Raw genomic sequence first — 21901 nt, 5'->3', positions numbered from 1 at the left:
GGGGTTGCGCGACGCGGCCCAAGGGCGGCGACCGGGTCGGTGCGATGGGCGCATCGCGATGCGCCCATGCCGGTTTCAAAGCCGCTCGGGCCGCGGATCGTCCGCGAAACCCTCGGCATTGGGCATGCGGATCAGCGGCAGGCTTTCGCGGTCCAGCACCGTCGTCTCGTCCACGATCCCGGCGCGGCCCAGGATATAGGCGCTGACCGCATAGACCTCGTCCGGCGTGAGCGAGCCGGGCGCATCCATCGGCATGGCCCGGTGGATATAGTCGTAAAGCGTGCTGGCATGGGCCAGGTAGCTTTCCACCGTCTTGAGGGGCGTGTCGCTGGCCAGCGTGTCGCGGCCGCCGATCAGCGCCGGTCCGCCGGTTTCGGGGATGCCTTCCAGGTTCTCGCCATGGCAGGCCAGGCAACGCTCGTCGTAAAGCGCCTTGCCGTCGGCATAGCTGCCGCGGCCGTCGGGAAGCCCGTGCCCGTCGGGCGTCACGTCGATGTCGATCGCCGCGATCTCTTCCTCGGTCGCCGCCTTGCCGATGCCGAAATTCGCCTCCAGCCCCGGAGTCCCGGCGGCCTCCTGGTCCGCGACCGCGGGCGAGGGCGGCGTGGGTTCGCCGCTGTCGGGCAGTTCGGCCGGCAGCGGGGCGACGGTGCGGGGGGCGGCGGCGTCCTGGGCAAGCCCGCCCAGCGGAAGCAGCGCGCAAGCCAGCGCAAGGGCGCTGCGCAGGGGATATTGCCTAGACATGAACATTGGACACCTCGCCGTCCTGAGCAACGCGCCAGCTTTGGATCGCGTTCAGGTGATAGACCGACTTCGTGCCCCGCGCCTGGACCAGTTCGGCCAGGGTCGGCTGGCGATAGCCGGTATCGTCGGTGCAGCGGCTTTGCAGCACCGCCTCGGCCCCGTCCCAGATCCAGGGCAGGCGGAAGCGGGTGTGGCACTTGTCCAGCACCGGCTCTTGCAGCGCGGCCTGGGTCCAGCTCCGGCCGCCATCGGCCGAGACCTCGACCTCGGCGATGCGGCCGCGCCCCGACCAGGCCAGGCCGGTGATCTCGTAAAAGCCCGGGCGCGGCAGCCGCATCGCCCCCGAGGGGAAGGTGATGACCGATTTCGCGTCCATGGTCAGGGTGAACTGCCGGGCGGTGCCGTCGGCCAGCAGGTCGGTATATTTCAGCGTCTCCTCGCGGGTCATGAAGGGCTTGTCGCCGATCTCGAGTCGGCGCAGCCATTTGATCTGGGTGTTGCCCTCGTAGCCCGGCAGCAGCAGGCGCAGCGGATAGCCCTGTTCGGGGCGCAGCGCCTCGCCGTTCTGCGCATAGGCCAGGATGGCGTCGTCCATCGCCTTGTCGATGGGGATCGAGCGGGTCATGACCGCCGCATCCGCGCCCTCGGCCAGGATCCAGGCGGCGCCGTCCTGCAGGCCGGCCTCGTTCAGCACGGTCGAGAGCCGCACCCCGGTCCATTCCGAGGTCGAGGTCAGCCCATGCGTGCCCTGCACGGTCCTGAGCGTGGGCTTTTCCCATTCCGTCAGCCCGTTGCCGGAACATTCGATGAACACGATCCGGCTGACCGAGGGCATCCGCTTGAGGTCGTCCATGGTCAGGCGCAGCGGCTTGTCCACCATGCCGTGCAGGATCAGGCTGTGGCGCTGCGGATCGATGTTCGGGATGCCGGCATGGTGGCGTTCGAAATGCAGGCCCGAGGGGGTGATGATCCCGTGGCCCGAGGCCAGCGGCGTCAGCGACCAGCTGGAATCCAGGCTGGCGGTCGGATAGCGCCAGCGGATCTCGTTCTCGAATTGGGACCGCGAGCCGTAGCCGCCGTCCTCCAGGATCACCCGGCCCTGTTCCCTGGTCGGGTCGGGCTGCACCGGGTATTCGATGGCGCCGGGCGGCGCCTCGGCGCGGGCAGGGCGGGCACCGAGCAGCGCGCCCCCAAGAAGCGCCCCGCCGAGCAGCATCCCGCGCCGGCTGAGACCGGGAAACATCCCCTCCCTGCAATCGCAATCGGGTGCCGGCCCGGGATGCAGGATGCGGTTTTCCAAGGTCACGAGCGCCTGGGCCATCTGCCTTTCGGCCGGGCCATAGCGTTCGGATGAGAATGGCAGGTCTGGCATTGCGTTTCCTCCCCGTGGTTTCGCATACGCTGGATGGATGCCGCGGCGCCGCGTCCCGTTCGTCGCGCCGGGGTCGATGATAGCACCAAATCGCCCGCCTTTCGCGCCCCATGCGTCCCCGGCCCGCGGCGCGCGGCCGGCCCGGCCCCGGCGATAATGCGGCTTTCCGGCGGGGGTTCGGTTATTTCATCCAATCATGGATAAAACCTGCGATATTCGGGGAAAGGTCATCTGAACTGGCCTAATAATATACTCGCCCGGACGATTATGACTTTGGGGGAAATCCGAAACGTGTTATGTATGCAGGGTATTGGTTAAACATTGCGTGCGGAGTGGGGATGATGGTATCGACCAACATCCAGGGACGTTCTGTTGATTCCGTATCCAGCGAGAATGCGACGATCAGCCTTGCCGGCAATCAAGACGGCGCGCAAGGTTTCTTTTTGCTGGATCATAATCTTGGAACGGTAAAGGCTGTCCTGTTCCTGGTCAGAGACCAGCCTTTCAAATTGCAGGTCAATTCCTCGGGGCCGCGTGGTTTCATGGCTTGGCTGGAAATTGCCGACAATGCGGGGCAGGGCACGGAAATAACCAGCCGGATCGTCAATATTGCGCATAATTTCGATCCGTCCAGGCTGGATATTTCCGGAAACATCCTGCTGGACCGCTGGCAAGACGGCGATCGGGCGCTTGTTCCGGTTTCCAGGGAAAAGGTGCGGTTCAATGACGGGGTCAGTCCCGATCTGCGCAAGATCCTGACCTTGAAGATTGCGCCGCTGTCGGAGTTCGAGGCCGGTGGCGTGCGGTGGAGTTCCGACCGGCCCTGGTGCGACGCGCAGCGGTTCGGCGAGCTGGCCGCGCTGATGGCGACCTATGCGCCGGGAAAGATCCTGCAGGATTTTTCACCGGAAAAGCTGCCCGATATTCTGGCGGCGCTTCGCGAGTTGAAGACCACCGACGACATCGGCTCGGTTCCGGCCGCATTTACCAGCTCCGGCCGCGCGGTCGAGCAGATTTCACAGCGGGAGGTCGATGAGACCGCGAATCTATTCGAGGTTCCTTCGGATTTCTCCAAGCCGGGAAAGCCGCAATCGGCGCCGGTTGCGGGAAACGGGTCCAGCCCGCCGCCGGAATCCCCGCTTGCCATTGCGACCCCGGTTTCGACCGGAATCGGGCTTGATCCCGGTTTCGGCTATCTTGCCCATGGTCCGGCTTTGCCGGAAAACACAAGGCCCATACCGATCAAGCCGCTGAGGGATTCGAACGCCTTTGCCGAAAAGCTCGATCTGAAAATCGTGACATTGGGATCGGCGGAAGCCCTGGCAGAGGCGCGCAGGAAATTCGCATCGGATTAGGGTGATTATGAACCATTAGCCGAGGTGTTCATGATAAGCTTCATCCTCAGGTCACGCGATGGCACGTCACGAACGGATGCCGCTGCCGAAAACGCAAGCCTTGCGGATCTGCGCAAGCTTTTCGTCTCGACCGGTGAAATGGACGCGTTCGACCAGTTCCGCACCGGCAAGAGCGCCGATGCCCTGACGCTTGTTCCCCAGGATCGCGAGACGGCAACCGCCGTCGCCGACAATATGGTGGTCGAGATCGTTCCCATTCGCCGGCAGGTCAAGTTCAAGGATCGCAAGGGCAGGGAACACAAGGTCTATGTCCGCGCCGACGAAACCCTGGCTCAATTCAGGACGCAGAATGACTCGCTGGTCGACAAGGACGATGTCTTTCGAATCGCGGGCGCGGATGTGGACAAGGCGGCCGAGGCCACGACCTATCTGCGGCGGCTGGACGAGCTTTCCGTCAAGCGCGAGGCAGAACCCGCGGCGGCCAAGAAATTCAAGCTTCTTTTCCTGGAGGATGGCGAAAAGCCGCGCCAGATCGACTGGCCCGATGGCGGCGAGAACAAGACGCTTGGCCAGCTGCGGGATTTCCTGAAGGGCTGCGACGGCATTCCCATGGGGCGCCCGTTCCTCGATTCCTCCGGCAAGCCCATTGCCGAGGACATGGAGCCCTACGAGATCGTCGGACGCCTGGGCAAGCCCGATGAAAAGCTGGGGCTGCTGCGGTTCCGCTTCGAAAGCCCGCGCAAGCGCGGCGGGGCGACGCCGGCAGGCAGTTCCCCGGCATCCGCCCCGGCGAAGCCGAAGACCGAGACCGGCGGCGGCGCCCAGCCGGGGCTGATCCAGACCGAGGACATGCTGCAACAGGTGCTGGGGCGGCCGACCGCCCCGACCGGCGCCCCGCAGGACGTTTTCGACACGATGGATGGCGGCGAACGGCAAGTCATCCTGAATGCCCTGCGCCATCTTCATGGCCTGCGCTTCGTGTCGATCCCCGGCGGCAGCTTCGATCTTGACCGGCCGCCGCGCCCGGCGCTGGATGCCGAGGACGCGGCGGATTTCCTTTGTGTCGCGCGGCCGATCCGCTCGACCCGGTTTTCGGCTTCGGCGACGCAAAGCCGGACGCTGGACGCCATCGCCTCCTCGCTGTCCTGGAATGTCGGGGGCGATTTCGGCGTCGAGGGCAAGGCCGCCAGCCTTTCGATCAAGAGCGATTATACCGAAACCAAGACAAGCGATCACAAGGAGGCCAGCGCCGCCCTGCATCTGCGGATCGAATATCTGGTGGCCAGGGCCGAGATCGTGATCGACCCGCGCAATGTCACCCTGTCCAAGCCGCTGTATGACGAGGCATATGCCCTGGTGAATGCGCCCCCCGCGACGGCCGGGGAAAGGGCCGAGGCGCTTGCCGCCATCCTGGACAGCTACGGGACGCATTTTCCGCTGCGCACGCTTGTCGGCGGCAAGCTTATCTATCGCCAGGACCGGGAGACAAAGGCGGGCGAGGATGCACATAGCCTGGCTCGCAGCTTTTCCACCGAGGTTCAGGGCTCTTACAAGAAGGTGACGGCAAGCGCCCATGGCGGCTTCAAATCCGAATCCTCGTCGAAATCCTTGTGGGAAGAGTCCTTCCAGGACGTGGAGGTCACCAGCGCCGGCGGCAATCCGGCCCTGGCGCTTGACCCTTATGGATGGGCGACGACGCTGAGCCATGCGGGATGGTGGAGCGTCATCTCATTCGCGGATGTCGTGCCGATCATCTTTCTGCTGCCCGAGGCGCTGAGAAAACCGATCATCGATATTTTCGTGGAAGGCAGGATCGAGGAAAAGCTGCGCTCGCCGATCGACTGGGAGAAATACCGGACCCAGCTGCTTCATCACAGCGTGGCGACGGATCCCGGTTCGGAAAAGCTGACGATCGACGATCCCGCCGTGCCGCGGCATCGCGATGAAAAGGCTGCCGAAACGAAAGACGAAGGGCCGGCCGAAACAGAGGACGACGAGCTGACGATCAGTTCCTGATCGGCCGCCATCCCGTTCATGCGTATCGACGTGGTTGATAAGGAAGGGAGCATCATCATGGATATCGAGAAATTCAGCCTGCGGAATGGCGGCGGTTTCGTTGCCAAGCTTCACGTGGTCGCGGCGCCGCCCGATGGCGGCAGCAGCCAGACCTATGAGGAGAACACCGACATTCCCCTGGGCCAGGAGAAAACCGTGGATCTGGGGTCGCTCAAGATCCCCGAGGGCTCGCGGGTGAAGCTGAAGGCTTTCGTCGTGTGGGGCAATGACAACGTGGCGCAGCAGGCCTTCGTCTATCGCAAGGGGACGAACAAGACCGCCAAGTATTCCATCACCGGCACGACGCTTGACAACCAGCTTGGCCTGATCGGCGTGCAGTGAACATGCGCCGGCAGAGGCGGAAAATCCGCGCGGCCTTTGCCGGCGCGCCAGCCGCGTTTCTGAACGAATATTCCTATGTGGAGGACAAGCAATGCCATGGAGTCATCAAGCCAACCTGGACATGCAGGAAATCCGGCGAATGACCGATGCCGATGATTCGGAAATGGAACAGCTCATGACCAGCATGGGGCAATGGGCGCGGGCCAATCTGAACGGCCGCCATTTCATCCCCTTCGGCAGGTTCCGGGATCACGGCGTTTCATTCGTCGTGGAGAATGGCGAGATCATGGGCGCGTAATATGGCGACACGCTATAGCGCGGCATGACTTTGTTTTCCATGCCGGCATGAGCGGACGCGCGTTCCCCGGGGGCGGCGACGCTTGCGCCCCCGGGGCGCGATGCCCGGTTTTGCCGCTTGCCCCTTGTTCCGCGGCGGATGGGGTCCGCGCCAGCCCGGCGGGATGCGCGCATTCCGCCGGCCGTCTTGGCCCGGATGCCTGCCTTGCGGGCAGGGGGCCGTCTATGCGCGGGGCCGTCCTGCCGGTCCCGCGATGCCCGATGCCCCATCCGCGCCGGCCTCGATTTCCTCGGCCACGAGTTTCTGGAGCGTCCAGATGTAGTCGTCATGGATGCCGTGCTCGGCCAGCCCCCGGACCGTGCGCAGCAGGTATTCCGCGCCCGAGCCCGCCGCCCCCGCGGCGCGGGCCAGCCGCCGTGCCTGTTCCGCGACCGTCAGCTCGGCGCGCTGCGTGCCGACCGGGTCGGCATAGAAGGTCAGGGCCGGCTCGCGGCCGCGCCCGGTCTCGACCTCGATCCAGCAGGCATTGGCAGAGAGTTCATGCGCGACAAGCTCGCGCCGCAGGATGGCGCGCAGCGATTCCGCCTCGCTGCCTTCGGCGATTTCCAGCACCAGCCCCTCGCAGCTGCCGCCCGAGGCCAGGGCCAGCATCAGCCCCGGCCGCTCGGGCGTGCCGCGGAAATGATCGAGCGAGATCGAGAAGCTGCGATGCCAGCCGATCGCGGTGGCGCGGCGGCGCGCGCCCACGGCAAATCCGGGATTCCAGATCAGCGACCCATAGGCGAAGACCGGGATCGGCCGCGGCCGATCCTGCGTCAGCCGCTGGGCCAGGCGGTCGAGATCGGCATCCTCGAGCATCCGCCAGCGCGGATCGTGCAGCGGCCCCTCGGCCGCGGCGACGCGGGCGACATGATCGTCGGACAGCACGATGGGACGGCAATTGGCCATGGGATTTCCTGCAGGCAAGGACTGGTTCACCCGCGCAGGGTTCCCGCCGGAGCGGCCGCGGGTCAACCCCCAAACGGGGCCGGGCGGGGGGACCGAGGGGGGCCATCCCAAGCGCCGGCTTGCCCCGGCAGATGACCGGCAGCCGGGCGGGGCGGGGGGTTACAGGCGCCGTTCGCCGGAGCCCGCCGCCTGGTGATGCCAGGCCAGCGTCTGCGGCCGCACCCTGGCCAGCGCCTGCACCAGCATGCCGGTGATCGCCGCCTTCAGCAGATCGCCGGGAATGAAGACCGCGACCAGGGTGAAGGCTTCGAGCAGGCTTTTCTGCGCCACGATGGCAAGCCCGGTCGCGCCGAAGACATAAAGGACCGCGATCCCGCCGAAAACCGCGCCCAGCCCGGCCGCCAGCCCGGCCGAACGCAGCCGCACATGCTCGACGAACAGCCCGGTGGCAAAGGCCGCGACCGGAAAGCCGAGCGCAAAGCCCGCCGTCGGCGCGACGAAGGCGCCAAGCCCGCCGCGCCCGCCCGCCAGCAGCGGCAGGCCAAGCGCCACCAGCAGCAGGAACAGCGCCGCCGCCGCCGCGCCGCGCCGCGCGCCAAGCACCGCGCCGGCCAGCATGACGCCCAGCGTCTGCGCCGTGATCGGCACGCCGAAGCCGAGGGTGATCTGCGGCACCAGCCCCAGCGCCGCGATCATCGCGGCGAAAAGGGCGATCTGGGCGATATTGCGTTCCATGCTGCTACTCCTGTCCATGCGGTCCAAGCGGGCCGCCGCGCGCGCGCAAAGCTTCGCCGACATGATCGGCATCGTCCAGTGCCTGCAGGGTCAGCGGCAGGATCAGCCGCCAGCCGGGACGGCGGCGGGACCGGGCGCGCCAGGCCTCGGCCAGGGTCTCGGCGCGGGCGACCAGGACCGGGGTGAAGCGGATGACCAGCGGGATGGCGATCTCCAGCATCCCGGTCGGCAGGCCCAGCCGGCGCAGCGGCGCGGTCAGGCGGCGGACCAGCTCGACCAGATCCTCGAGCCCCGTGGTCATCGTCACCAGGTTGGCCAGCGCCACCAGCGTCACCATGCGCAGGGTGATGAGCAGCCCCAGGCGCATGTCGCCGGCCGCCGCGTGCCAGGCCAGCAGGACGGCGACAAAGGGCAGCACCACCCGCAGGCTGCGCAGCCCCGCGCGCAGGAAGACCGGCCCCGGCGCGGCGTAAAGCGCCAGCACCGCGACCAGCGCCGCGGCATGGATCGCGATGTCGCCCACCATGAACAGCGCGGTCGAGGCCAGGCACAGCCCCCCGAGCTTCGGCCCGGCCGGCCAGCGATGGGCGCGGGTCTCAACCGGCGAGGTCAGCGATATCATCAAGCTCTCCCAGCCGGATCATCTCGGCGGTGAAATCGGGCAGCAGCCGGGCCGGCGCGCCCTGCGCCACGATGCGGCCGCGGTCCAGCCAGAACAGTTCGTCGCAGCTCTCGAGGTCCGAGGGCTCGTGCGAGATGTGCAGCAGCCGCGTCTCGATCCGGTGCAGATAGCGGGCAAGCTGCCGCCGGGTCGGGATGTCGAGCCCGGCATAGGGCTCGTCCAGGATCAGCAGGCGCGGCCGCATGGCCAGCACCGCCATCATGCAGACCAGGTGCTTCTGGCCCTGCGACAGGGCCGAGATCGGCGCGTCCTTCCAATGCAGCTTGTCGAAGGAGCGCAGCACCGATTCGACCCGCGCGGCGGTCTGCGCCTTGTCCAGCCCCTGCTGGCGCGGGCCGAAGGCGATTTCCTCGGCGACGCGGGGAAAGATGATCTGGTGCTCGGGGTTCTGGAACAGGATGCCCACGGTTTCCAGAGCCGCGCGGCGGTCGCGGAACACGTCCCGGCCGCCGATGCGGAGCTGGCCGCGGGTCGGCGCGATCAGCCCGGCCAGCAGCCGCGCCAGCGTGCTTTTGCCCGAGCCGTTCCGGCCCACCACGCCGATGCGCCGGGCCGAGGAATGCAGGGTGACGCCGTCCAGCACAGGGCGCCCCGCGACCTCATAGCCCAGGTCGTCCAGCCGGATGGCGCATTGGGCCGTTTCACAGCGATGCAAGCGCAGTCTCCTTTTCTGGCCGCGTTCCCCGGCGTGCGGGCGGGTAGAAGCCCGGCGCCGCCGCTTGTGCCGGGTTTTGCCGCGAAAGCAATAGGCCAGCGGGCTGGGCCGGAGCAATGGCCCTGCATGCCTCGGGGCATGGGCGGGGGCCGGAAAAGGCCGGAGGGGCGGACGGGCCGGGCCCGGTCCCGCGGCGCCTAGTTCGCGCCGGTGATGTCGCGTGCCACCAGATAGGCCATCGCAAGCCCCCGCCCCAGCGCGATGCCGCTGTTATAGCCGGTGCCGGTCACGGTCTGGGCGGTGCAGGAGCCGACGCCGTGCAATCCGGGGATCACTGCGCCTGCCTCGTCCAGCACCCGCCCCTCGCCATCGACATGGATGCCGCTGTTGCCGACCGCGGCCGCGACGAAGCGCAGGCGAAGCCCGTGGAACGGTGCTTGGGCGATGCTGCCCAGAACCGGGTTGGGCTGATGCGCCGGATCGCCATAGAAGCGGCGCACGAAGTCGCGCGTGCCGCGGCTGAAATCCTCGTCGATGCCGGTTTCGGCAAAGCGGTTGAAGCGTTCCGCCGTCGCCTCCAGCCCGTCGGGATCAATGCCCAGCTTGCTGGCCAGTTCGCGCAGGGTCGGCGCCGAAGTGACCAGCCCTTCGGGATAATCGGCGCCGGGCGGGGTCATGCCCAGCCCGTATTTGCGATGGTGCTGCTCGTCGAAGATCAGGAAGAAGGGCAGGTTTTCCGCCGTGTCGTCCATGGTGGCTTGCGCGATGTCCACCCAATAGGAATCGTCGCAATAGCGCCGGCCATGGCGGTTGACGATCATGGTATGGGGCATCGCCGTATCGGGACCGTAGGAAAAGCCCTCGTTATAGTCCGACTTCCAGCCGGGCTGCATCGTCTGCGCGCTAGGCGGCAGCTTCACCACCGCGCCGCCGACCGAACGGGCAAGCCTGATGCCGTCGCCGCGCAGGGTTTTCGGACCGACGCTGCCCCATTGCTCGGGGTCCAGCCCGACGATTTCGCGCACCAGGTCGGGATCGTTGTCGAAGGTGGAGGTGGCCAGCACCACCGGCCCGTCGAACTCGGCCATGCCGGCCTCGCAGGTGGCGACCACGCCGACGACCCGGCCCGAGGCGTCGCTTTTCAGCCGCGTGACGCGATGCCCGAGCAGGATGGTGATGCGCGGGTCGCGAATGGCGCGGGCCAGGAAACTGCCGACCACGCCGGGGCCGAAGGTCAGGACTTCCGGTCCGCCATCGAGGGCCGCGCGGCGTTCGGACTGGCCAAAGCCCTGGATGGGGCCGCCTTCGTCCTCATCGGCGGTTTCGTCGACGATGCTGATCCGGCGGCCGCGTTCGAACAGTTCGGCATAGGTCAGGCCGACCGGGAAATAGGGGCTGATCAGCAGCTTGTCGCGCCAGGCGCCCAGGGTGTCCCGCGTGATGGGCGCATTGGTCAGGTAGCGGCCGGCCGGCATCGCGCCCTCGGCCTCGTTGTGGTAATCGGCCAGGCCGGGGATCACCGCCCAGCGGATCGCGCCGGTTTCCTCCCAATAGCGCATCGCGTCGGGGGCGGTGTCGATCCAGCGCCGCATCGCCTGTTCGTCCAGATATTCGGGAAAGCGGTGGGCGATGGCGCGGATATAGCTTTCCGCGCGCTGCTTGCTGTCGCCCTCGATGCCTTCGCGCAGGGCGACATGATTTGCCCCCACCCAGACCTGGCCGCCGGAATAGGCGGCGGCGCCGCCCATCTTGGCACCCGCCTCCAGCAGGACGACAGGGCGCCCTCGATCGGCCAGAGCAATCGCGGTGGCGATGCCGCTGAGCCCACCCCCGACGACGACCACGCTGTCCGCCGCATCGGAATTTCCGCTCCTCATTTCCATACCTCCTCCATACCTCCCTGGTCACGGAAAATTTGTAGACATAAGATGGTTTATATGTATGCATAGAATCAACATAAAAATACAATTATCCAGCCAATCTAGGGAGAGAAAGATGAGAGGATTCAGGCCATGGCTTGCCGCGGCCGCGCTGTCGGCGCTTTGCGTTCCGCAGGCGGGCGCCGAGGAGCATACGATCGTCGCGCTGCAATCGCTGACCGGGGCCGCGGCCTTTGTCGGCATCCCGATCACCGAGGGCATGAAGCAGGCGGTGAGGGAATCGAACGCGGCGGGCGAGTTGGGCGAGGGCCGGCGCATCAACCTGGTGATTGCCGATGACGCGACCGACCGGACGCAGGCCACCACGCTGGTCACGCGCTATGGCCGCGATCCTTCGGTGCTGGCGATCCTGGGGCCGACCAGCGGCGCGGTGGCGCAGCTTGGCGCGCAGGTCGGCAACGAGTTGAAGGTGCCGGTCCTGACCACGACCAACAATCCCAAGATCCTGGAATACGGGCCCTGGTCCTATATCATGACGCAGACTCCGGCGGATTCGATCACCCATCTGGCGGATTATGCGGCGCAAAAGCTGAAGCTGAAGAACTGTGCGCTGATCGGCATTCAGAACATCGAGGTCTATGTGCAGCTTCTGCAAGAGTTCGAGCAGGGCATCACCGCGCAAGGGGTTGCCATCGGGGCGCGCGAAATGGTGCAAAGCACCGATACCGATTTCAGCTCGATCTCGACCAAGATCGCCTTTTCCGATGTCGATTGCGTCTTCATCGCCTCTTATGCGGCGCAGGGCGCGGGCATCGCGACGCAGCTGCGCCAGGCGGGTCTGGACCCCAAGGTCACGGTGATGGGGCTGAATATCTTCTCGTCGCCGGAATTCGTGAACATCGCCGGCGCCGCGGCCGAAGGCGTGCATTTCTATGGAGAATGGATCCCCGGCGGCTTCGACGCCAGCAGCCGCGCCTTTGCCCAGCGGTTCGAGGCCGAAACCGGCGCGGCCCCCGACAGCTGGGCGGCGGTTGGCTATTCGATCATGCGGGTGCTGATCGAGGCGCTGGCCAAGGCCGGGCCCGAGCCGACGCGCGACGACCTGCGCGAGGCGCTGGATGCGACCAAGGACGTGCCGGTGCGGATCGGCTTCGGGCGCTATTCGCTGCTGGACGACCGCCGTCCGATCTATGGAACCTATGTCCTCAAGATCGAGAACGGCAGCTATGTCGCGGTGACGGACTGAGGACTGGCGCCGGGATCGGCGCGCGGATGGCCGGCTGCGCATCGCAGGGTTTGCCGATCCCGCCTTGTGCCTGTGGCGCGGCAGGATGCGGGCCCGGCGCCAGAAAAACGTTTCAACGAATCGCGCCGTATGTTAATTGATTAGTCAGTCAAATGGTGGTGGTTTGACATGGTATCGACTGCCGGGCCTTCGGGTCCGGCTTCTCTCGGTCCGGGGCCGGGCCAGTCGGGGCTCAGGCCAGGAAGCGGCGGAACTGCCGCAGCGCCAGCCAGAACAGAACGCCGCCGATCACTGCCAGCGCCAGGAGCTGCGGCCAGACCACCCCCAGCCCCGCGCCCCGGAACAGCACGCCCTGCGACAGGATGACGAAATGCGTGTTGGGCGCCAGCGACATCAGCGCCCGGATGATGTCGGGCATGCTTTCGCGCGGGGTCATGCCGCCCGACAGCACCTGGAGCGGGAACAGCACCAGCATCAGAAGCAGGCCGAATTGCGGCATCGACCCGGCCATGGTGGCCAGGAAGATGCCCATCGAGGTGGTCGCGAACAGCATCAAGGCCGCCGCGGCGATGAACAGCGGCACCGAGCCCGCCACCGGCACCTGCAAGGCCATCTGCACCACCACGGTGATGGCAAAGCTGGAGGCCAGCAGCACCACCAGCCCCATGGTCCAGATCTTGGACAGCATGATCTCGGCCACAGTCACCGGCATGACCAGCAGGTGCTCGACGGTGCCATGTTCCTTTTCGCGGATCAGCGCGGCGCCGGTCAGGATGATCGACAGCATGGTCACGGCGTCGATGACGCTGTTGATCGCCCCGAACCAGCCCGCGTCCAGCGACGGATTGTAGCGCGCCCGCAGCGCCAGCTCGACCGGCGGGGCGGCGTCCCCGCGATGGCCGGCCAGGAACTCCGAGACCTCGGCCGTCACGATCTGCTGGACATAGCCGCTGCCGGTGAAGGCCTGGCTCATCCGGGTGGCGTCCACGTTCAGCTGGATCGCGGGATGGCGGCCGGCCAGCAGGTCGCGCTGGAAATCGGGCGGGATGTCCAGCGCGAAAGTGTCCAGCCCCTCGTCCATGCGGCGGTCCATCTGGGTGGTGGTGATCAGCCGCGGCGTGCCGAAATAGGGCGGGGTGAAGGCCGAAACCATGCGCTCGGAAAGCGCCGAGCGGTCCTCGTCCACCACGGCGATGGCGGCGTTGGACAGGCTTTCCGGCATCGCCTTGGATTCGGTATAGATCGACAGCGAGAAGGCATAGACGATCAGCAGCAGCATGGCCGGGTCGCGCCACAGCCCGCGCAACTCCTTGATGCCCAGGTTCCAGACGTTGCGCAGCTTCATTTGGCCTGTTTCCTCAGCAGGATCGCGCTGAGCCCCAGGATCAGCGGCCCCGCCGCCGCCAGCGCCGCGAAGGCCATGCCCAGGTCGTCGAAGCCCAGCCCCTTGGAGAAGGCCCCGCGCGAGGCGATGATGAAATGCGTGGTCGGATAGATCTCGCCGATGGCGCGGCCCACGCCTTGCAGCGACGAAACCGGGTCCAGCAGCCCGGAATATTGCGCGCCGGGGATCATGGTCAGCAGCACGGTCGCAAACAGCGCCGCCGCCTGGCTGCGCATGAAGGAGGAAATCAGCAGCCCCATGGCCGTGGTGGCGCAGACGTAAAGCGCCGCGGCCAGCGAAAAGGCCGCCAGGCTGCCGGTGAAGGGCACCCGGAACGCAAAGACCGCGAAACCGGTCATCAGCGCGAAGTTCAGCATCGCCAGCGCCACATAGGGCAATTGCTTGCCGATCAGGAATTCCAGCCGCGTGACCGGGGTGACGTAGAAATTGATGATCGAGCCCAGTTCCTTTTCGCGCACCACGCTGAGCGTGGTCAGCACCGCCGGGATCAGCAGCAGAAGCAGCGGGATCACCGCCGGCACCATGGCGACGATGCTTTTCACGTCGGGATTGTAGCGAAAGCGCGTCACCAGTTCGAAGGCGCCCTGCACCGCCGCCTCGCCATGGGCCTCGCGCGTCTTGCGCATGATCCAGTCCGCATGCATGCCCTGGACATAGCCCCGCACGGTTTCGGCCCGCGTCGGGTTGGCGCCGTCGATCCAGGCGCCGACCTGCACCGCGCCGCCGCGCGCCACGTCGCGGGCAAAGCCGGGCGGGATCTCGATGGCCAGGGCAAGGTTGCCGCTGCGCATGCGGGCGTCCATGTCATCATAGCCCGCCAGCGGCGCGGTTTCGGTGAAATAGCGCGAGCCGGCGATGTCCAGCACATAGTCGCGCGAGGTCGCGCTCTGGTCGCGGTCGAGCACCGCAAAGCTGAGATCCTCGACATCCATGTTGATGCCGTAGCCGATGACGAACATCAGGATCAGGCTGCCCAGCAGCGCCAGGGTCAGCCGGATCGGGTCGCGCCGCAGTTGCAGCGATTCCAGCCGGGAATAGCTGAGCATCCGCCGCAGGCTGAACCAGCCGCCGGGCGGCGCCGGCGCCTCGGGCGCATCGGCAAGCGGCGCGGGCGGGGGCTCGTCGCCGATCGCCTCTTGCAGATAGGCGACGAAGGCGTCGTCCAGCGTCGCCGCGCCCTTGGCCTGCCTGATCGCCTGGGCCGTGTCGCTGACCAGCACCCGGCCGGCATGCATCAGCGAGATGCGGTCGCAAAGCTCGGCCTCGTTCATGAAATGGGTCGAGACGAAGATCGTCACCCCGTCCTGGCGCGACAGCTCGCCCAGCATGCGCCAGAAGGCGTCGCGCGCCACTGGATCGACGCCCGAGGTCGGCTCGTCCAGGATCAGGATCTCGGGGCCGTGGATCATCGCCACGGCCAGCGACAGGCGCTGGCGGATGCCGAGCGGCAGCGCGTCGGGCAGGTCGTCCGCGACGCCCGCCAGCCCGAAGCGGTCGATCATCCGCCGGACCCGGTCCGCGACCTGCCCCGCCTCCATGCCGAAAAGCCGCGCATGCAGGTCGAGGTTCTGCCGCACCGTCAGTTCGGAATAAAGCGAGAAGGACTGGCTCATGAAGCCGACCCGGCGCCGCACCGCCATGTCCGAGGGGTCGAGCGCGGCGCCGAACAGCTGCGCCGTGCCCTCGCTGGGCTGCAGAAGGCCGGTCAGCATCTTCATGGTCGTGGTCTTGCCGCAGCCGTTCGAGCCGAGAAAGCCGAAGATCTCGCCCTTTTCGATGCGGAAGCTGACGTCGTCGACGGCAGTGAAATCGCCGAAGCGCATGGTCAGGTGCCGCGCCTCGATGGCGGGCTCGCCGTCCTCGGCCCGGCGCGGCGGGATCGAGACCGGCTCGTGCCCGCGCCTTTCGCTGTCGGGCAGAAGCGCGATGAAGGCGCGGTCCAGATCCTCGGCCCCGGTGCGGTCGAGCAGCTCGGCCGGGCTGCCGGTGGCCAGCACCCGGCCCGCGTCCATCGCCACCAGCCAGTCGAAGCCGGCGGCTTCCTCCATATAGGCGGTGGCGGTGATGACGCTCATGCCCGGGCGGTCGCGGCGGATGCGGGCGATCAGCTCCCAGAACTGGCGGCGGGACAGCGGATCGACGCCGGTGGTCGGCTCGTCCAGGATCAGCAGGTCCGGGTCGTGGATCAGCGCGCAGCACAGGCCCAGCTTCTGCTTCATGCCGCCGGAAAGCTTGGCGGCGGGGCGGTCGCGGAACGGCGACATGCCGGTCGCGGCCAGCAGCGCGTCGATGCGGCGCGCGCGCTCGGCCGGGCCGTGGCCGAAAAGCCGGCCGAAGAAATCCAGGTTCTCGGCCACCGACAGCGTGGGATAAAGGTTCCGGCCCAGCCCCTGCGGCATATAGGCGATGCGCGGGCAGAGGCGGGCGCGCTGATGCGCGTCGCCCATGTCGCCGCCCAGCACCCGGACCCGGCCCTGCTGGATCACCCGCGCCCCGGCGATCAGCGACAGGAGGCTGGACTTGCCGACGCCGTCGGGGCCGATCAGCCCGACCATGCGCCCGGCGGGAACGGCCAGCGTGACCCCGTCCAGCGCCACGGCCTTGCGATAGCGCAGCGAGACGCCGGTGATCTCGGCCACCGGCGGGTCGTCGGAAGGGTCGGGCAGGACGGTCATTCTACCAGGTTGGACAACGTATCGGGCCAAGCGACCTCGGGGTCGAGGCGGACATAAGCCATGCCGGGCAGGCCGGTCTTGACGTAATTGCTGTATTTGCGCAGCAATTCGGGATCGACCTGGGCGCGGACGCGGAACATCAGCTTTTCGCGCTCCTCGGCGGTCTCGACGGTCTTGGGCGTGAACTGCGCCACATCCGCGACATAGGAAATCCGCGCCGGGATCGCGTATTGCGGGGCGGCGTCCATGACCAGCCGCGCCTCGGCCCCGACCTCGACCCGGCCGGCCTGCGAGGTGGGCAGGAAGAAGGTCATGTAGACATCCTCGAGATCGACCAGGTTCAGGATGCGCCCGCCTGCCGCGACGATCTCGCCCTCTTGCGCGATGCGGTACTGCACCCGGCCGTCGCGCGGCGATTGCAGCGTGGCGTCGCCGATCTGCACCTCGATGGCCTCGATCGCGGCCTGGGCCGCGTCCACCGCCGCCTCGGCATCGACGACCTGGGCGCGGGCGGTGCCGATCCCGGCCTCGGCGGCGGCCAGGTTGGCCTCGGCCGAGGCCAAGGCAGCCTGCGTCTCGCGTCCCGAGGCCCGCACGTCGTCCAGCACCTGCTGCGAGGCGACATTGCTGCGCGCCAGGCTTTCGGTGCGCGCCAGTCGGGCCGCCGCCGCATCCGCCGCCGCCCGCGCCTGCTCGACCGTGGCCTCGGCGGCCTTGTGCTGCGCTTCGGCCTGCGTCACCAGGCTTTGCGCGGTCTCGACCCCGATGCGGGCGCGGCGCAGCTGCGCCTCGGCCTGGCGCTTCTGCGCGTCCAGTTGCAGGGTGTCCATCTGCACCAGCACCTCGCCCTTGCGCACGAACTGGCCCTCGGCCGCCTGGATGCGGGCGATGCGGCCGGCGGAGAGGGCCGAGATGTCGAGCTCGGTCGCCTCGATCCGGCCATTGCCCGAGGCGATGCCGGCAAGCTGCCCGTCCTGGGCCCGGTTCTGCCAGGCCAGCCAGCCCAGCACGACCAGAACCGCGACAGCCGCCGCGCCGCCCCACCAGGATCTTGCCTTGCCCGCCATGCATGACCTCCGCGATCAGAAGACGCCGGGCCAGGGCCCGCGGCGCGAATCACCGCGCGAGGCCACCATAGCCGCCCCGGCCTTCGGTTTCCTTGACGAAAACGTCGCGGGCCGTGAGGTCATGTGCAACCATGGGGCGAACGGGGCCTTTGCCGCACGGCTGTGGCGACAATCTGCGCACCCTTGCGCAGAACGGCTGGCAAGGCCGCTAGTGGCTTTCCCTTCATGCCGTTCTCGATTACACCGCAGGCAAAAGGGAAAGCCCAGGCAGATGAGACGCGCAGCAGCATGACCAGCATGACCGCACTCGCCCCCGTCGGCGAGGATCCAGCCGAGCATATCCAGCGCGAGATCGCCGAGATCGTTTCCATCTATTCCCGCCTCTATCCCACGCAGAGGCTGCATTTCATCCTCTACGAGGGCAATGATCCGGTCTGGAGCGCGCCCAGCGTCATCGAGGGCCCCTTCACCTTCCAGCCCCAGCACGTGAATGCGCAGTTCCTGGGCCAGTTCGAGCGGCCCGGCGCCCATCCCGGCGCTGCCAGCGTGACGATCACCCTGTCCATCCCCCGCAAGCCGCTGCCCGGCGAGGTCAAGCAGATGGACGCGCCCTGGGCGCCGATCAGGCGGCTGCGGGCCGTGCACCGGCTGGCGCCGCTGGTCTATGAGAAGATCCGCTATCAGGCGGAAATGCTGCGCAAGCGCCGCTCGGTCAAGCGCCATCCGCGGGTCTCGCTGTTGCGGGGCGACGGGTCTTCCCTGCTGCCGCCGCCGCGGCCGCCGGAAACCGGCAAGCGCCCGGCGATCCTGATCGGCATGCATTGGCTGGAGGTCGGCGGCGCCGAAAAGCTGGGCTTCGACACCATTCGCTGGGCGCAGCAGGCGGGGCTGCGGGTCTTTGTCGCGGCCGGCGTGCCCTCGATCCAGCGCCTGGCCGGGAAACTGCCCGACAGCCCGGACGTGACCTTCCTGCGCCTCGACCGCTATCTGCCCCATCACCTGTGGCCGCGCTATGTCGAGCAGCTGGCCCTGGCCGAGAACATCCGGCTGATCCATATCCATCACTGCCGGCCGCTTTACGAGTCGCTGCCGCAGATCCGCGCCAACCTGCCCTGGGTCGAGGTGATCGACAGCACGCATATCGTCGAATATGCCGATGGCGGCTTTCCGCGCAGCTCGGGCGTCTGGTCGAATTTCATCGACATCCACCACGTGATCAGCAAGGAGCTGGTCGATTACTATCGCGAGCATTTCCATGTCATCGGCAAGGTCCGGCTGGGCCGGATGCTGGATCGGTCCGGGCATCCCAAGGGCCTGCCCGAGCTGAACATGCAGCCCGGCAAGAAGCGGCTCCAGGTCGCCTTCGTGGGCCGGCTTTATTACCAGAAGCGCCCGGTCGTGGTGGCCGAGGCGTTTCGCGCGCTGGCCGCCTGGGCGAGGCGCAACGATGTCGAGCTGACCGGCAAGATCGTCGGCGAGGGGCCGTTCCTGGACACGGTCCGCGACTTGCTGCGCCGCTACGGGCTTGCCGATCGCGTCGCGCTGCTGCCCGCCGATGCGCCGGTGCCCGAGATCCTGCGGCAATCGGACATCCTGCTCTTGCCCTCGAACAACGAGGGGCTGGCGCTGGTCTGCTACGAGGCGGTGGAACAGGGCTGCATCCCCATCTCGACCGATGTCGGCTCGCAGGCCGAGATCGTGCCCCAGGATCTGCTGGTGCCGCTGGAGCCGCAGGCCTGCGTGAAGGGGATCGTCGCGGCGGTGGACCGGCTGTGGCGCGATGCCGCCTTCCTGTCCCGGCAGCGCGAGGCGCTGGTCCGCGCCTGGACCGGCTTGACGGCCGACCCCACCGCCGAGGAAATCCTGATGCCCGTCTATCAAAAGGCGGCCTCGGGCCAGCAGGAGTAGTTTTTCCGGATGAGCGCATTGAGCAAGACCGCCGCGGTGATCGTGACGTTCAACCGTTCGGCCAAGCTGATGAAGGTGCTGGATGCGCTGGACGGCCAGACGCGGCGGCCCGATGTCATCCTGGTGGTGGACAATGCCTCGACCGACGACACCCAGGCCCTGGTCGAGGCGCGTGCCCGCGACGACCTGAGCATCCGCTATCTGCGCCTGCCCAAGAATGTCGGCGGCGCCGGCGGCTTTCACGCGGGGCTCAAGGCCGCCTATGGGCTGGGGGCGCATTATTTCTGGGTTTCGGACGACGACGCCTATCCGCTGCCGGACGCGATCGAGCGGCTGGTCGATGCCATCGCCGCCTTCGAGGCGCGGCATGAATGGCGTCCCAGCTTTGCCTGTTCGCGGGTGGAATGGATCGACGGCACCCTGTGCGAGATGAACACGCCGCGCCCGGTCTGGGACTGGCCGCGTTTCCTGCATCCCGAGGCGGCCTGGGCGCTGGTCGATTCCGCCTCTTTCGTGTCGATCCTGATCCCGCGCTGGGCGGTAGAAAAGCACGGCCTGCCGATCGCGGATTATTTCATCTGGTTCGACGATGCGGAATATACCCGGCGGCTGTCGCGTTCCTATCCGGGCATCTTCTGTCCCGAAAGCCGGGTGATCCACGACACGCCCGACAACCGCGGGGTGAATTTCGCCCTCGTGGACGAAAAGAGCCTGTGGAAGTTCAAATACGGCGCCCGCAACGAGGCCTCCTGGCGCCGGCGCGAGGCGGGCCTGATGGGCGTCCTGGCCTATGCCTATGGCGTGCATTTGCAGATGAAGGGCGGTAATGTGCCCTGGAAGCTGCGGCGGGAGATTTTCCGGGCGATTGCACGGGGAATGACCTTCCGGCCGAAGATCGTGCCAGTCTGAGACCAAATCACACCCAAAGCGAGGAAGCTTCGGCGAATGTCTGCGAATAAGAAAGACCTTTACCTGCATATCGGCGTTCATCGCACGGCCACCACCGCCATTCAGGCGGCGATGTTTCACAACTGGAAGTGGCTGAAAGATCAGGGAATCCTTTATCCCTTTGGTGTCGAACGGCACATCGGGATGTTCAACAATATTTTTCACGGCAAGGTCAAGGCGCAGGATCTGGCGGTGGATCTGGCGCGTCGCGCGGATTCGCATGACACCGCCATCCACACGATCGTCATGAGCGACGAGGATGTGTCGATGCGAAAGGATCTGAGCCCGCTTCTGCCTTTCAAGGAACATTTCAACGTCAAGGTGATTTTCGGGATGCGCCGCCAGGATCTCTGGCTGGAAAGCTGGTGGGCGCAGAACGTGAAGGGGCAATGGGATCGGCAACTTTGCCATGTCACCTGGGATGATTTCATGGCGGATCGTCAGAGATTTCATTGGATCAATTATGACGCCTACCTGTCACATTTGGAGAAGCTGTTCGGCAGCTCGAACATAAAGCCCTATGTCTTCGAAAAGGAACAGATGCCGAAAGGCGCGATAGCGGCCTTCTGCCGGCAGTTCGGATTGCATGACATATCGGGAATGAAACCGCGCGGCGGTTCGAACATCAGCCTTTGTCCTGAGGTTTCGGAATTCGTGCGCCATCTGCCGCTGATCGAGGCGAAGATGGGCGTGCGCCTGAACCTGATCGACATAGCCGAAGTGGTGGACAAGCAGATACGAACGGAGAACGGGGCAACATTGCTGATCCCGCATGAGCAGCGTCGCGCGATCATGCAGGAATATGACCGCGGCAACAATGCCGTCGCCCGCAGGTATTTCAACAGGGACCGCCTGTTCCTGGAGGAACTGCCCGGTCAAGATGCCGCTGTCATAACCCCGGCGCTTCCCAAGTCGCCCGACGAGGTCATGACCCGCCTGGTCGCACCGTTTTTCGGTGAACTGATCCGGCGGCTGAACATGATTTCCTGATCCGCAAAGGGTGCGGGCCGGATCCCTGTCGACAAGGGCCCGGCCTGCGAAATACGAAGTTCGGCTTACAGGGGAAGTTGCGAGAATTGGGGCATCTGCGCCCCCGCCGACAATGTCCCCAGAAACACCCCCGCCGTATCCAGCGCCTCGCGGATGGTCACGTCCATGTCGAGATAGCGATAGGTGCCCAGGCGGCCGACGAAGGTGACGGCCTTTTGCGCCTGCGCCAGCTCGACATATTGCGCCAGAAGCGATTTCTCCTCGACCAGGCGGATCGGGTAATAGGGGATGTCGCCCGGCCCGGCGGCGCGCGAATATTCGCGATAGCAGGTGCTGCCCTCGTGGCTTTCCCAGGGCGAGAAATGCTTGTGCTCGGTGATGCGCGTCCAGGGCACATCGCGGTCGCCATAGTTCATCACCGCGCAGCCCTGGTAATCGCCCCGGTAGGTGAAACGCTCGAAATCCAGGGTGCGATAGCCCAGCCGGCCCAGGCTGTAGGGCATCTCGATTTTTGACCGCTCTCTCGACCACGGAGCAGTTGGCGCAACCTGAAGCGCCTCGAAGGCCGTCAGCTGACGGGTTGTTGCGTCGGGTCT

At 66.6% G+C, this 21901-nt stretch carries 19 protein-coding genes; 8 read left to right on the top strand and 11 right to left on the bottom strand.

Annotated elements, in window-relative coordinates:
• Positions 1–75 precede the first annotated feature (75 nt).
• Both ACDP63_RS17325 and soxC read right to left on the bottom strand, forming a co-directional pair.
• Positions 76–744, bottom strand: coding sequence for a c-type cytochrome (locus ACDP63_RS17325; protein ID WP_081762292.1), 669 nt, complete (start codon positions 742–744; stop codon positions 76–78).
• A complete protein-coding gene (soxC, locus tag ACDP63_RS17320) occupies positions 737–2116 on the bottom strand; it encodes a sulfite dehydrogenase (RefSeq protein WP_231486976.1) in 1380 nt (459 codons plus the stop codon). Before soxC ends, ACDP63_RS17325 begins: the two co-directional genes overlap by 8 nt.
• 338 nt (positions 2117–2454) lie before the next feature.
• Between soxC and ACDP63_RS17315 the strand changes: the two genes are divergently transcribed.
• From ACDP63_RS17315 to ACDP63_RS17300, 4 genes are all read left to right on the top strand, one after another.
• Complete coding sequence (locus ACDP63_RS17315; protein ID WP_409928366.1) at positions 2455–3471, top strand: hypothetical protein; 1017 nt, start codon at positions 2455–2457, stop codon at positions 3469–3471.
• Between the two features lie 30 nt (positions 3472–3501).
• Positions 3502–5487, top strand: a complete 1986-nt coding sequence (locus tag ACDP63_RS17310) for an MAC/perforin domain-containing protein (RefSeq protein ID WP_409928365.1) — start codon at positions 3502–3504, stop codon at positions 5485–5487.
• Positions 5488–5544: 57 nt separating this feature from the next.
• The gene (locus tag ACDP63_RS17305) at positions 5545–5868 is read left to right on the top strand and encodes a hypothetical protein (protein WP_028710177.1); all 324 of its coding nucleotides are present in this window, start codon (positions 5545–5547) and stop codon (positions 5866–5868) included.
• A gap of 139 nt (positions 5869–6007) precedes the next feature.
• The gene (locus ACDP63_RS17300) at positions 6008–6166 is read left to right on the top strand and encodes a hypothetical protein (RefSeq protein ID WP_409928364.1); all 159 of its coding nucleotides are present in this window, start codon (positions 6008–6010) and stop codon (positions 6164–6166) included.
• A gap of 222 nt (positions 6167–6388) precedes the next feature.
• Here ACDP63_RS17300 and ACDP63_RS17295 read toward each other — a convergent pair whose 3' ends face one another.
• From ACDP63_RS17295 to ACDP63_RS17275, 5 genes are all read right to left on the bottom strand, one after another.
• The gene (locus tag ACDP63_RS17295; protein ID WP_051419565.1) at positions 6389–7114 is read right to left on the bottom strand and encodes a gamma-glutamylcyclotransferase; all 726 of its coding nucleotides are present in this window, start codon (positions 7112–7114) and stop codon (positions 6389–6391) included.
• A gap of 159 nt (positions 7115–7273) precedes the next feature.
• Entirely contained in the window at positions 7274–7867 is a 594-nt protein-coding gene (locus ACDP63_RS17290) for a biotin transporter BioY (protein WP_309473513.1), read from the bottom strand.
• Entirely contained in the window at positions 7854–8471 is a 618-nt protein-coding gene (locus ACDP63_RS17285; protein WP_024846039.1) for an energy-coupling factor transporter transmembrane component T family protein, read from the bottom strand. Before ACDP63_RS17285 ends, ACDP63_RS17290 begins: the two co-directional genes overlap by 14 nt.
• Complete coding sequence (locus ACDP63_RS17280; RefSeq protein ID WP_024846040.1) at positions 8446–9186, bottom strand: energy-coupling factor ABC transporter ATP-binding protein; 741 nt, start codon at positions 9184–9186, stop codon at positions 8446–8448. Before ACDP63_RS17280 ends, ACDP63_RS17285 begins: the two co-directional genes overlap by 26 nt.
• A gap of 197 nt (positions 9187–9383) precedes the next feature.
• Complete coding sequence (locus tag ACDP63_RS17275; RefSeq protein WP_409928363.1) at positions 9384–11063, bottom strand: FAD-dependent oxidoreductase; 1680 nt, start codon at positions 11061–11063, stop codon at positions 9384–9386.
• 118 nt (positions 11064–11181) lie between these two features.
• Between ACDP63_RS17275 and ACDP63_RS17270 the strand changes: the two genes are divergently transcribed.
• A complete protein-coding gene (locus ACDP63_RS17270; RefSeq protein ID WP_024846042.1) occupies positions 11182–12312 on the top strand; it encodes an ABC transporter substrate-binding protein in 1131 nt (376 codons plus the stop codon).
• Between the two features lie 232 nt (positions 12313–12544).
• Here ACDP63_RS17270 and ACDP63_RS17265 read toward each other — a convergent pair whose 3' ends face one another.
• The 3 genes from ACDP63_RS17265 to ACDP63_RS17255 are packed head-to-tail and all read right to left on the bottom strand — an operon-like array spanning position 12545 to position 17459.
• Complete coding sequence (locus ACDP63_RS17265; protein WP_024845866.1) at positions 12545–13657, bottom strand: ABC transporter permease; 1113 nt, start codon at positions 13655–13657, stop codon at positions 12545–12547.
• Positions 13654–16392, bottom strand: a complete 2739-nt coding sequence (rbbA, locus tag ACDP63_RS17260; RefSeq protein ID WP_409928362.1) for a ribosome-associated ATPase/putative transporter RbbA — start codon at positions 16390–16392, stop codon at positions 13654–13656. Before rbbA ends, ACDP63_RS17265 begins: the two co-directional genes overlap by 4 nt.
• Positions 16389–17459, bottom strand: coding sequence for an HlyD family secretion protein (locus ACDP63_RS17255; RefSeq protein ID WP_409928361.1), 1071 nt, complete (start codon positions 17457–17459; stop codon positions 16389–16391). Before ACDP63_RS17255 ends, rbbA begins: the two co-directional genes overlap by 4 nt.
• A 297-nt stretch (positions 17460–17756) precedes the next feature.
• Here ACDP63_RS17255 and ACDP63_RS17250 point away from each other — a divergent pair, with 297 nt between their 5' ends.
• The 3 genes from ACDP63_RS17250 to ACDP63_RS17240 are packed head-to-tail and all read left to right on the top strand — an operon-like array spanning position 17757 to position 21305.
• Entirely contained in the window at positions 17757–19367 is a 1611-nt protein-coding gene (locus tag ACDP63_RS17250; RefSeq protein WP_147277953.1) for a glycosyltransferase, read from the top strand.
• Between the two features lie 9 nt (positions 19368–19376).
• Positions 19377–20276 (top strand): glycosyltransferase family 2 protein, encoded by a 900-nt coding sequence (locus ACDP63_RS17245; protein ID WP_409928360.1) that lies wholly within the window; start codon positions 19377–19379, stop codon positions 20274–20276.
• 36 nt (positions 20277–20312) lie between these two features.
• Positions 20313–21305, top strand: coding sequence for a hypothetical protein (locus tag ACDP63_RS17240; RefSeq protein ID WP_409928359.1), 993 nt, complete (start codon positions 20313–20315; stop codon positions 21303–21305).
• Between the two features lie 65 nt (positions 21306–21370).
• Here ACDP63_RS17240 and ACDP63_RS17235 read toward each other — a convergent pair.
• A partial coding sequence (locus tag ACDP63_RS17235; protein WP_409928358.1) for a UDP-galactopyranose mutase occupies positions 21371–21901 on the bottom strand: 531 nt, incomplete at its 5' end.

It is taken from the genome of Paracoccus sp. P2, from assembly GCF_046335115.1.
GTDB lineage: Bacteria > Pseudomonadota > Alphaproteobacteria > Rhodobacterales > Rhodobacteraceae > Paracoccus > Paracoccus pantotrophus.
This window is presented reverse-complemented; position numbering and strand designations above follow the sequence as displayed.